General features: G+C 63.9%; 12 protein-coding genes. 7 read left to right on the forward strand and 5 right to left on the reverse strand.

Going from position 1 to position 10,663, the window contains the following annotated elements:
• The first annotated feature begins 67 nt into the window (after window positions 1-67).
• The 3 genes from DYI42_RS02435 to DYI42_RS02445 are packed head-to-tail and all read left to right on the forward strand — an operon-like array spanning window position 68 to window position 2,830.
• Complete coding sequence (locus DYI42_RS02435) at window positions 68-946, forward strand: ABC transporter permease (RefSeq protein WP_213544320.1); 879 nt, start codon at window positions 68-70, stop codon at window positions 944-946.
• Complete coding sequence (locus DYI42_RS02440) at window positions 943-1,791, forward strand: ABC transporter permease (protein ID WP_213544321.1); 849 nt, start codon at window positions 943-945, stop codon at window positions 1,789-1,791. Before DYI42_RS02435 ends, DYI42_RS02440 begins: the two co-directional genes overlap by 4 nt.
• A gap of 58 nt (window positions 1,792-1,849) precedes the next feature.
• On the forward strand, window positions 1,850-2,830 hold the full coding sequence (locus DYI42_RS02445; protein ID WP_213544322.1) for an ABC transporter substrate-binding protein: 981 nt from the start codon (window positions 1,850-1,852) through the stop codon (window positions 2,828-2,830).
• A 67-nt stretch (window positions 2,831-2,897) separates the two neighbouring features.
• Here DYI42_RS02445 and DYI42_RS02450 read toward each other — a convergent pair whose 3' ends face one another.
• The 4 genes from DYI42_RS02450 to DYI42_RS02465 form a co-directional block, all read right to left on the reverse strand.
• Window positions 2,898-3,386: a hypothetical protein gene (locus DYI42_RS02450; protein WP_213544323.1), complete on the reverse strand. Its 489-nt coding sequence runs from the start codon at window positions 3,384-3,386 to the stop codon at window positions 2,898-2,900.
• A 185-nt stretch (window positions 3,387-3,571) separates the two neighbouring features.
• Window positions 3,572-4,105 (reverse strand): hypothetical protein, encoded by a 534-nt coding sequence (locus DYI42_RS02455; protein WP_213544324.1) that lies wholly within the window; start codon window positions 4,103-4,105, stop codon window positions 3,572-3,574.
• A 121-nt stretch (window positions 4,106-4,226) separates the two neighbouring features.
• Window positions 4,227-5,015 (reverse strand): carbohydrate ABC transporter permease, encoded by a 789-nt coding sequence (locus tag DYI42_RS02460; protein ID WP_213544325.1) that lies wholly within the window; start codon window positions 5,013-5,015, stop codon window positions 4,227-4,229.
• On the reverse strand, window positions 5,012-5,860 hold the full coding sequence (locus tag DYI42_RS02465; RefSeq protein WP_213544326.1) for a carbohydrate ABC transporter permease: 849 nt from the start codon (window positions 5,858-5,860) through the stop codon (window positions 5,012-5,014). Before DYI42_RS02465 ends, DYI42_RS02460 begins: the two co-directional genes overlap by 4 nt.
• A gap of 205 nt (window positions 5,861-6,065) precedes the next feature.
• On the opposite strand from DYI42_RS02465, the gene DYI42_RS02470 reads away from it, so the two are divergent.
• The 4 genes from DYI42_RS02470 to DYI42_RS02485 all read left to right on the forward strand — a co-directional run bounded on the left by DYI42_RS02470 (window position 6,066) and on the right by DYI42_RS02485 (window position 9,240).
• A complete protein-coding gene (locus tag DYI42_RS02470; RefSeq protein ID WP_342344594.1) occupies window positions 6,066-6,479 on the forward strand; it encodes an NUDIX hydrolase in 414 nt (137 codons plus the stop codon).
• Between the two features lie 76 nt (window positions 6,480-6,555).
• The gene (locus DYI42_RS02475; RefSeq protein WP_213544328.1) at window positions 6,556-8,040 is read left to right on the forward strand and encodes an inorganic phosphate transporter; all 1,485 of its coding nucleotides are present in this window, start codon (window positions 6,556-6,558) and stop codon (window positions 8,038-8,040) included.
• A 10-nt stretch (window positions 8,041-8,050) separates the two neighbouring features.
• Window positions 8,051-8,500, forward strand: a complete 450-nt coding sequence (locus DYI42_RS02480; protein WP_213544329.1) for a YtoQ family protein — start codon at window positions 8,051-8,053, stop codon at window positions 8,498-8,500.
• A gap of 140 nt (window positions 8,501-8,640) precedes the next feature.
• On the forward strand, window positions 8,641-9,240 hold the full coding sequence (locus tag DYI42_RS02485; RefSeq protein WP_213544330.1) for a hypothetical protein: 600 nt from the start codon (window positions 8,641-8,643) through the stop codon (window positions 9,238-9,240).
• A gap of 222 nt (window positions 9,241-9,462) precedes the next feature.
• Here the strand turns inward: DYI42_RS02485 and DYI42_RS02490 are convergent.
• A partial coding sequence (locus DYI42_RS02490) for an acetate--CoA ligase (protein ID WP_213544331.1) occupies window positions 9,463-10,663 on the reverse strand: 1,201 nt, incomplete at its 5' end.

Here is a 10,663-nt window from a genome sequence, read left to right on the forward strand (position 1 = left end):
GCCACAACCCATGCACATCCTATGCACAACCCATACATATGCGTATGGCGCATGGCTTGGTAAATTAATGAAACGCGCGCTGCCTGTTCTGACCGTTCTCGCCGTGATCGTCGGCATCTGGTATCTCGGCGCGTGGCGGATGAACATGCCCTGGGCGTTGCAGCAGGCGGAGCGCGCGGAGCAGACGCTGTCGACCGGGGAACTCTTCAAGGCGACGATGAACCAGACCCGCCCACGGGTGCCCGCGCCGCATCAGGTGGCGGCGGAGCTGTGGTCGGTGACCGGGGAGATGGCCATCAAGGGGCGGGCGATGTCGAAGCGCTCGTTCATCTACCATGGTTGGGTGACATTGCGCACCACGCTTACGGGCTTTGCGCTGGGGGTCACTCTGGGCATTCTGGGCGCGGTCGCGATCACCTACAGCCGGGTGTCGGAGATGAGCCTGATGCCCTGGGCCATCGTCAGCCAGACCATCCCGATCGTTGCACTGGCGCCGATGATCATCGTGCTTTCCAACGCGGTCGGTATCGAGGGGCGGGGCGTGCCCAAGGCGATCATCTCGGCCTACCTGTGCTACTTCCCGGTGCTGGTGGGTATGGTGAAGGGGCTGAACGCGCCGGGCCCGCAGCAGCTTGACCTGCTCAAAACCTATAACGCCAGCGCGGCGCAGAGCTTCTTCAAGTTGCGGCTGCCGGCCTCGATGCCCTATCTCTTCACCTCGCTGAAGGTGGCCATTGCCGCCGCGCTGGTGGGCACCATCGTCGGCGAGCTGCCGACCGGGGCGATCAACGGGCTGGGTGCCCGCATTCTGATTGGCGACCAGTTCGGCACGCCGCTGGCGATCTGGGCCGCGCTGATTGCAGCCACCTGCCTTGCCGGTGTGCTGGTGGTGGTGATCGGGGGCCTCCAGACGGTGGTGCTGCGGGCGATGGGGATGGCGCGATGAGCTGGATTGTGGGCGCTCTTCTGTTCTGGGCGGTGGCCTGGGCGGTGAACGTGGCCTTGGCCCGCTCGCCCTGGCACGGGAGCCGCGCAGTTCGGGTGGCGGTCCCGCTCATTTTCGGCCTGACGTTGCTGGTGCTGTGGCAAGGGCTGGTGCGCGGACTCGAGGTGAACCCGGTGATCCTGCCCGCCCCGACCGACATTGCCGCCACCTTCGCCAACTCGACCGATGTGCTCTGGGTCGACTTTGTGCAGACGGTCTTGAAAGGCGCGCTTTCGGGCTATGCCATGGGCTGTGGTGCGGCCTTTCTGACCGCGCTGGCAATTGACCGGAGCGCCTTTCTGACGGCTGGTCTGCTGCCCATAGGCAATTTCGTGGCGGCGCTGCCCATCGTTGGCATTGCCCCGATCCTCGTGAGCTGGTTCGGCTTCGATTGGCATTCGAAGGCGGCAGTGGTGGTGGTGATGGTCTTCTTCCCGGTGCTGGTGAACGTGGTGCAGGGGCTGCGCGAGGCGGATGCGATGCAGAAGGATCTGATGCGTACCTATGCAGCGAGCTATTGGCAGACATTGGTGAAGCTGCGGCTTCCGGCGGCCATGCCCTTCGTGTTCAACGGGCTGAAGATTGCCACCACGCTGGCGCTCATCGGGGCCATCGTGGCGGAGTACTTCGGCTCGCCGATCAAGGGCATGGGCTTTCGGATTTCCACCGGCGTGGGGCGGCTGGCGATTGATCTCGTCTGGGCCGAGATCGCCGTGGCCGCCCTTGTGGGCACCGCGTTTTATGGCATCGTGGCGATGATCGAGAAACTCGTGACCTTCTGGCATCCCAGCCAGAGGGTGGGGTGAGTGGGAGGAATAACCGCGCCGGAGAGCGCATGAACCAAGACCAACAAGGAGAGTGACCATGAAGAAGATCGTACTCAGCGCCGGGCTGGCGCTGGCCGCAGGGGCGGCGCAGGCCGCCGATGACGTGACCTTGCAACTCAAGTGGGTGACCCAGGCGCAGTTTGCGGGCTATTACGTGGCCGCCGATCAGGGCTTCTATGAAGAGGAAGACCTGAACGTGACGATCAAGCCCGGCGGGCCGGACATTGCGCCGACGCAGGTGATCGCGGGCGGCGGGGCCGACGTGATCGTCGAGTGGATGCCCGCCGCGCTGGCCGCGCGGGAGAAGGGCCTGCCGCTGGTCAACATCGCCCAGCCGTTCAAGAGCTCTGGCATGATGCTGACCTGCCTGAAGGAGACCGGCATCGAAGGGCCTGACCAGTTTCCGGGCAAGACGCTTGGCGTCTGGTTCTTTGGCAACGAATACCCGTTCCTGAGCTGGATGAGCACGCTGGGCATTCCGACCGAAGGCGGCGAGGATGGCGTGGAGGTGCTCAAGCAGGGCTTCAACGTCGACCCGCTGATTCAGAAGCAGGCCGATTGCATCTCGACGATGACCTACAATGAATACTGGCAGGTGATCGACGCGGGCATCCCGGAAGAAGAGCTGGTGACCTTCAAGTATGAAGATCAGGGCGTGGCCACGCTGGAAGACGGGCTTTACGTGATGGAAGAAAACCTCGCCGACGACGCCTTCAAGGACAAGATGCAGCGCTTCGTGCGGGCCTCGATGAAGGGCTGGAAGTGGGCCGAGGAGAACCCGGAAGAGGCGGCGATGATCGTGCTCGACAACGACCAGACCGGTGCACAGACCGAGAAGCACCAGGTGCGGATGATGGACGAGATCGCCAAGCTGACCGCCGGTTCGAACGGCGCGCTGGACGTGGCCGACTACGAGCGCACGGTGCAGACGCTGCTCGGCGGCGGCTCGGACCCGGTTATCACCAAGGAGCCCGAGGGCGCCTACACGCTGGATATCACCGACGCGGCGCTTCAGTAAGCTGACGTTGGATCGAGAATGACGCGGGGCGCCTTCGGGCGCCCCGTTTGCTTTGCGGGCAGGGGTATCAGATGGTTTCCAGCCCGATTTCCTTCTTCATCTGCCGCTTGTTGTACCACGCCTGGTAGTATTGCATCAGGCCGGTTTCCACCGCCTGCCGATCCTGCCGCCCGCTCTCCCAGCCGGACCAACGCAGGTAAATCTTGCTGTCGTTCGTGGGCTTGGCGTTGGGGGAAATCTCGGACCAAGGGGCTGTGAGGGCGTCGGGGCCGAGGCTGTCCTTGATGCGGTGCCAGTGAATCCAGAGCGCGCCGGAGTGCTTTTCGCGGCTCTTTGTCGGATCGACCGGAAGATAGGCGCGCAGGCGGGACCGGAGGCCGCCAGCCTGCTGGGTTTCGCCGATATAGAGGACGCGGCCGATTTGCAGCGGGCCGGGATCGAGGTTGAAGGCGTAGAAGCCTTCAACGGTGGAGATCAGGCTCATGTCGGCGATGAGGTCGGAGAGGCGGTGTGGCGCACTCCATTTGATGTGTTGCAGCCAGTCAGGGGCGGTCATGAGATGTCTCGCGGTTAGGGCGATGGATTGGTGCTTAAATGCGAGACAAGTCTAACAGCCGTCGGCGGATCGGCAAAGTGAAGGATGCGTGACGCCATAGCCAGGTTGGCCGAGGGGTGCAGGGTGCTGGCCCCGGCTTCATGGGCAAGAGCTTGGCTGGTGCGGCGGCTGATGCCCGCGGCGCGTCAGGCCTGATGGTCGAGCGTGCTGGCGCCTGTCGCGGCTCCGTTCACCGCGGTAAGGCCTGCGGCGAGGCCGGGCGCGACGGGCTGAGCTGCGGGCGCGGTGGACTCTGGCCCTGCGCTGGCGCTCTGGGCCTGTGCGGCGCTGGCCTCTGCGGCGCGGGCGGCATCCTCGGCCTTCTCGGCCTGGGCGGCGGCGGCGCGCGCGGTTTCGGCCTGGCCTTCGGCTTCGGTCGCCTCCTGCGCCTTTTCCATCGCCTCTTCCTGAAGGCGCAGGATCTCGGCCGTCATCGCAGTGGGGATGCGGGCATATTCCTTCAGCGGCGGCGGCGGGCGGCGCTCGCCATCTGGGCCGACGGCCTCCTCGCGGGCGGTGTCGAGCCCGGTTTTCGCCGAAGCCTCGGCTTTCTCGGGCGGGCGGATATCGGTTGATTGCGGGGCCACCGAGTTTTGCCGGTGGCGTGCGGCCAGCACCTGCGCCGGGAGGGCAAGGGACTGTGACGGCTGGCCTTGCGTGTCGAGCCTTACCATACTCATCGTTTCAAGCTCCTGAAGTTGACGGACCCCATGGCTGACACGATATCTTCATGAGGGTAGGCAAGACGTTAACGCCGCCTGCAAAAATGACTTGATGGTTAATGCCGCGGGCGGTCGGACCTCAGGTGCGGATTACGAATCCCCGGGCGATGTGGCGGCGGACGAAGACGATCATCAGCACGCCGGGCAGGAGGGAGACCACCGTCATCGCCATGACGAGGCCGATATCAGTGCGGAAGGAAAACAGCGCGTTGATCGCCATGGTGATCGGCTTGCCGCCGGTGCCGGTGAGGATGCGGGCGAACACAACCTCGACCCAAGAGAAGATGAAACAGAAGAAGGCCGCCACGCCGATGCCGGGCGCGATGGCCGGGATCAGCTTGGAGAAGAAGAAGCCGGGCAGGGACTGGCCATCGAGAAAGGCGGTTTCGTCGAACTCGTGGGGCACGGCGGAGATGAAGCTTTCCAATATCCAGATCGCCACAGGCAGGTTGAAGACGCAGTGGACCAGGGCGATGCCGACCGGCGAGTTCACCAGCCCCAACTTGGAAAACAGGATGAAGATGGGCAGCGAGAGTACCACGGGCGGGGTGACGCGGAAGGCGAGCATTGCAAAGAGCAGGTGCTTGTCGCCGGTGAAGCGGTAGCGTGAGAAGGCATAGGCTGCGGGCAGGCCGGCGGCGAGGCAGAGCGCGACGTTGAGCGAGACGTAGAGGAAGCTGTTGCCGATGGAAGCGACGAGAGCGGGCGATTGGAAGATGTTGGCGTAGTTCAGCAGGGTGAACTGGCCGGGCTCCACCCCGTCAAGGGGCAGGGTGGCGGTGAAGGAGAGCACCACGGTTTGCACCAGCGGCAGGGCGATGAAAAGCAGCAGGGCGGCCAGCGCGAGCATGCGAGGGGCGCGGCTCATGCGCTGGCCTCGCGGCGGCGGGTGACCTGCACGAAGGCCCAGACGACTGTGATGACGATAAGGAAGTAGGTCATCGCCCTCGCTGCCGCAGAGCCGTAGGAGAAGCCGTTAATCTCTTCGCCGAGGTCGAGCGAGAGGAAGGTTGTGGCGCCTTGCGGCCCGCCTGCGTTTATGCGGAAGGCCTCGGTGTAGATCATGAAGCTGTCGACGAAGCGCAGCAGCAGAACGATGGCCAGCGCCCCGGCGATCTTGGGCAGCTCGATATGGCGGAAGATGGCGGCGCGGGAGGCGCCGTCGATTTCTGCCGCGCGGTAGTAGGGCTGGGGGATGGCGGAGAGCCCGGCGTAGGACAGGATCACCACGAGGCCGAGCCAGTGCCATGTGTCCATCGTCACGATGAGGGCCCAGGTGTGGAGCGCGGTGAACTTGTAATCGAACCCCACGGCGGCAAGCGGGGTGCCGAGGAGCCCGGACGGGGACACCAGCGAGAGCCACATTCCGGGGATCATGTTCCACGGCACGACGAGCGGCAGGGCCAGCGCCATGAGGTAGAGCGTGGGATGCCGGGTGCCGCGCAGCAGAAGCGCCACGGCGATGCCCAGTGGCACCTGGATCGAGAGCACGATGGCCGAGAACAGCGCGGAGCGCCCGAGGCTGGCCCAGAAGCGGGAAGAGGTGATGATCTCTTCATACCATTCCAGCCCGATCCAGTAGCGGCTTTCGAGCGTGAAGATGTCGTGGAAGGAGTAGTTGAGCACTGTCAGAAGCGGCAGCACCGCGACGAAGCCCATCACCGCGGCGGCGGGCAGCACCAGAAGCCATGCACGGTTGTGCTGCGCACTCATCTGTGGCGGGCGGGGATGGTTAACATGTGAGTCAAAAGAGGGCCGGGATGATGCGCTGTCAAGCAGGTGGGGCGCTGATACCCCTGCAAAACTTTGCAATTTGTTAACCAATGCCCTATCTAAGTAACCAAAGGTAAAAAAGAATATCGGCAGGTTCACGATGATCCGACACGTCCGTCTCGCTTGGGACGAATTCTTGCGGCCCATGCTGCAGCGCCCCCCGCGCTTGCAGGTGGCTGCTCTGTGCTATCGTCGGACTGGCGGAGAGAAAGAGGTTTTGCTCGTCACAAGCCGGGGAACCGGCCGCTGGATCATCCCCAAGGGGTGGCCGATGCGGGGCAAGGATTCTGCCGGGGCGGCGCTTCAGGAAGCCTGGGAAGAGGCCGGGGTGCGCAGCCGCGCAGTGCCCAAGAAGGCGATTGGCCGCTACACCTACGAAAAGACCCATGATAACGGTTGGGGCGGGCCGGTGGAAACGCTGGTGTATCCGGTTCCGGTAGAAGAGCTGGCCGCCGACTTCCCCGAGGCCAGCGAGCGCAAGCGCATGTGGGTGAGCCCCGATGAGGCGGCCAACATGGTGCGGGAACCGGAATTGCAGGACATTTTGCGCGCGCTTTGACCCGCCTGGCCGGTTGACACCATGAGCGCCTGCGGGAAGAACACCCTCCAATGCAATTGGGGGAGGGAGGCCGCCTGTGTCAGAATCCGACTATGACGCCAGCCATCTGGAGACGCTGGACCGCGATCTTGGCCGCATCTCCAACCTGGAGCTTGCGACGGGATATGTTGCGCGGCCGATGGTGGGCTATGGCATTGCCTTCGTCTTCGTGGTGCTGGCCGGGCTCGTGGCCGCGCTTGTTTTCGGACAGACGACCAGCAGCTTCATCGTCATCATCGCCGCCGTCTTCGGCGCTTATATGGCGCTGAACATCGGCGCCAACGACGTGGCCAATAACATGGGGCCGGCGGTGGGCGCGAACGCGCTGACCATGGGCGGGGCCATTGCCATTGCCGCTGTTTTCGAGAGCGCCGGTGCCCTGATTGCAGGGGGCGATGTGGTGAGCACCATCGCCAAGGGGATCATCGACCCCCAGAGCATGGGCTCTGCCACCGTCTTCGTCTGGGCGATGATGGCGGCGCTGCTTTCTTCCGCGCTCTGGGTGAACCTGGCCACCTGGGTCGGTGCCCCGGTTTCGACCACCCACAGCGTTGTGGGCGGCGTGATGGGCGCAGGCATCGCCGCGGCCGGCTTTGCCGCCGTGAGCTGGGGCACCATGGGCGCGATTGCCGCAAGCTGGGTGATTTCGCCCGTGCTCGGCGGCGTGATCGCTGCGGGCTTCCTGTGGTTCATCAAGTCCAACATCATCTACGTCGATGACAAGATCGCCGCTGCCCGCCGATGGGTGCCGGTGCTGGTGGGCATCATGGGCGGGGCTTTTGCCAGCTATATCGCGCTGAAGGGCATCAAGAAGCTCATCAAGATCGACCTGCTCTCAGCGCTGGGCGCGGGCCTCGTGGTGGCCGTGCTGATCTGGCTGGTGATGATCCCGGTCATCCGCCGACAGTCGGAAGGGCTGGAAAACCGCAACCGCTCGCTGAAGGTGCTCTTCGGCATTCCGCTCATCGTCTCCGCCGCGCTGCTCAGCTTTGCCCATGGCGCCAATGACGTGGCCAATGCCGTCGGCCCGCTGGCGGCCATCGTGCAGGCGCTGGGCACCGGGGATTTCACCCATGCGGTGGCCATCCCCTATTGGGTGATGGTGATCGGGGCGCTGGGCATCAGCTTTGGCTTGTTCCTGTTCGGCCCCAAGCTGATCCGGATGGTGGGCAGCCAGATCACCAAGCTGAACCCGATGCGGGCCTATTGCGTGGCGCTCTCCGCCGCGATCACGGTGATCGTGGCAAGCTGGCTGGGGCTGCCGGTGTCATCGACCCATATCGCCGTGGGCGGGGTCTTTGGCGTGGGGTTCTTCCGGGAGTGGGACTATGAGCGGCGGCTGAGAAGGTCGCGCGGCACGTTGCCCGACCGTCCGCTGCATGGCGCGGAGGAACGTCGCCGTCGGAAGCTGGTGCGGCGCTCGCATTTCATGACGATCATTGCCGCGTGGATCATCACCGTCCCTGCTGCCGCTGTGCTTTCGGCGGTGCTGTTCTGGGGCATGGTCACGCTGGCCGGATAGGGAGGCAGAGATGACATTGAAGGTTTACCTTTCGGGAGAGATCCACACGGATTGGCGCGAAGAGATCGTCGCGGGCTGCGCGGGGCTGGACGTGGCCTTCAGCGCGCCGGTGACGGACCACGCGGCGAGCGACGATTGCGGCGTGGCCATTCTGGGCGCTGAGGACAGCAAGTTCTGGCACGACCACAAGGGGGCCAAGCTGAACGCGATCCGCACGCGGCGGGGCATCGAGCAGGCCGATGTGGTGGTTGTGCGCTTTGGCGAGAAGTATAAGCAGTGGAACGCGGCCTTTGACGCAGGCATGGCCGCCGCGCTGGGCAAGTCGCTGATCGTGCTGCACGGGGCGGAGCATCAGCACGCCTTGAAAGAGGTGGACGCGGCGGCGCTGGCGGTGGCGGAGCGGCCCGAGCAGGTGGCGCAGATGCTGCGTTACGTGCTTGAGGGGCGGCTGCCGGGGTAGGGGTCAATTCTGTATGCGGATTGGATGTCGGGTCTGCGGTGAGGATGGTTGGGACGGGTGGCCGCTTTGAGCCCATGTTGACATGCATGCGTATGTGCCTTGCCGCAGGCTGTTCGCCACATCACAACTAAGGTCTTCGGATGGAATTGAGCCATGTAACCTTTCAGGGTCCGCCGTTAGATGACCATGAGCTCTTGGAGCAATTGCCAGAGAGCCTTGCGGGGCTTCTCGACTCGTTAAACGGCTTCATTCAGTTTGGTGGTGGTCTGCACGTTCGCGGCGCTTGTGCCGGGCCCGAGTGGCACTCTCTGCGTCGGGCCTGGCTGGGACCCAGATCGATCAGTGATCTATTTTCGACTGTAGACCAATCTTGGATCCCGTTCGCTGAAGACTGTGTCGGCGACCAATTTCTCCTGCGCAGCCAAGAGGTTCTCCGCCTTTCAGCTGAAACTGGTGAGGTCGATGCTACAGGTTTGTCAGTTGGGGATTTCATCAGAAGCGCAAACTCCAACCCGATCGACTTCCTATCCATGGAGCCCCTTCTGCAATTCCAAGAAGAACATGGCAGTTTGGCGGATGGACAATTGATCCATGCTTATCCACCATTCTGCACAAAGGAAGCTGCACAGGGTGTTTCCCTAAGAGCGGTGCCCGCATGGGAACTGCACGAGTTTCACTCAGATCTCGCCAAGGCGCTGCCTGGAGTTGGCGGTGGGTTGCGGATCGAAGTCCGCGATTGAAGCGATTTTGCATACGGCAGCTTCGTCCCGCAAACCAATCCCTTGCGTCATAGTGAGCGCCAACTCTGTTTGATGCTGAAGGTGCGTCTCCAGAGACAGATGCCAGTCTACGACTGCGGGGTTGCCGAGCGGGAGGGGGGATGCGTCAGGCGTTGAGATGAAGAAAGGCCGGGCGCTGGGCCCGGCCTTCTTGTGTTTGGGGTGGTGGCCAGATTGCCCACCCTACTTGTTGGCGCGGTTCTCGATGAGGTCGTCGACCACGGAAGGGTCCGCCAGGGTGGAGGTGTCGCCGAGGGCGCCGTAGTCGTTTTCGGCGATCTTGCGCAGGATGCGGCGCATGATCTTGCCGGAGCGGGTTTTTGGCAGGCCGGGGGCCCATTGGATGAGGTCGGGCGAAGCGATGGGGCCGATCTCGGTGCGGACCCAGGTGCGGAGTTCCTTCTTGAGCTCCTCCGAGGGCTCCTCGCCGTTCATCAGGGTGACGTAGCAGTAGATGCCCTGGCCCTTGATCTCGTGCGGATAGCCCACCACGGCGGCCTCGGCCACCTTGGCGTGGGCGACAAGCGCGCTTTCGACCTCGGCGGTGCCCATGCGGTGGCCCGAGACGTTGATGACATCATCGACGCGGCCGGTGATCCAGTAGTCGCCATCGGCATCGCGGCGGCAGCCGTCGCCGGAGAAATAGTAGCCCTTGTAGTCGGAGAAGTAGGTTTTCTCGAAGCGGTCATGGTCGCCCCAGACGGTGCGCATCTGGCCCGGCCAGCTGTCCTTGATGGCCAGCACGCCCTCTGTGGGGCTTTCGTGGATTTCTTCGCCGCTCGTTGGCTCCAGCACCACGGGTTGCACCCCGAAGAAGGGCTTCATCGCGGCGCCGGGCTTGGTGGCGTGCGCGCCGGGCAGGGGGGTCATCATGTGGCCGCCCGTTTCGGTTTGCCACCAGGTGTCGACGATGGGGCATTTGCCCTTGCCGACCACGTCGTTGTACCAGTTCCAGGCCTCGGGATTGATCGGCTCACCGACGGTGCCGAGGAGCTTGAGGCTGCTCAGGTCGCACTTGGTCACGTAGTCGTCGCCCTGGCCCATCAGCGCGCGGATGGCGGTGGGGGCGGTGTAGAACTGGGCGACCTTGTGCTTCTCGACCACTTCCCAGAAGCGCGAGGCATTGGGATAGGTGGGCACACCCTCAAACATCAGCGTGGTCGCGCCGTTCGCGAGCGGGCCGTAGACGATGTAGGTGTGGCCGGTGACCCAGCCGACATCCGCCGTGCACCAGTAGATGTCGCCCTCGTGGTAATCGAAGCTGACCTCATGGGTGAGCGCGGCGTAGGTGAGGTAGCCGCCGGTGGTGTGCACCACGCCCTTGGGTTTGCCCGTGGAGCCGGAGGTGTAGAGGATGAAGAGCGGGTCTTCGGCGTTCATGGGG

This window comes from Vannielia litorea, assembly GCF_018424695.1.
In the GTDB taxonomy this organism is placed as follows: domain Bacteria; phylum Pseudomonadota; class Alphaproteobacteria; order Rhodobacterales; family Rhodobacteraceae; genus Vannielia; species Vannielia litorea_A.

Coding starts and splice junctions, on each gene's coding strand:
- DYI42_RS02450 (WP_213544323.1), bottom strand. CDS start 3,386: ATGACCGCCCCTGACTGGCTGCAACACATCAAATGGAGTGCGCCACAC.
- DYI42_RS02465 (WP_213544326.1), bottom strand. CDS start 5,860: ATGAGTGCGCAGCACAACCGTGCATGGCTTCTGGTGCTGCCCGCCGCC.
- DYI42_RS02470 (WP_342344594.1), top strand. CDS start 6,066: ATGCTGCAGCGCCCCCCGCGCTTGCAGGTGGCTGCTCTGTGCTATCGT.
- DYI42_RS02485 (WP_213544330.1), top strand. CDS start 8,641: ATGGAATTGAGCCATGTAACCTTTCAGGGTCCGCCGTTAGATGACCAT.
- DYI42_RS02455 (WP_213544324.1), bottom strand. CDS start 4,105: ATGAGTATGGTAAGGCTCGACACGCAAGGCCAGCCGTCACAGTCCCTT.
- DYI42_RS02445 (WP_213544322.1), top strand. CDS start 1,850: ATGAAGAAGATCGTACTCAGCGCCGGGCTGGCGCTGGCCGCAGGGGCG.
- DYI42_RS02440 (WP_213544321.1), top strand. CDS start 943: ATGAGCTGGATTGTGGGCGCTCTTCTGTTCTGGGCGGTGGCCTGGGCG.
- DYI42_RS02435 (WP_213544320.1), top strand. CDS start 68: ATGAAACGCGCGCTGCCTGTTCTGACCGTTCTCGCCGTGATCGTCGGC.
- DYI42_RS02480 (WP_213544329.1), top strand. CDS start 8,051: ATGACATTGAAGGTTTACCTTTCGGGAGAGATCCACACGGATTGGCGC.
- DYI42_RS02460 (WP_213544325.1), bottom strand. CDS start 5,015: ATGAGCCGCGCCCCTCGCATGCTCGCGCTGGCCGCCCTGCTGCTTTTC.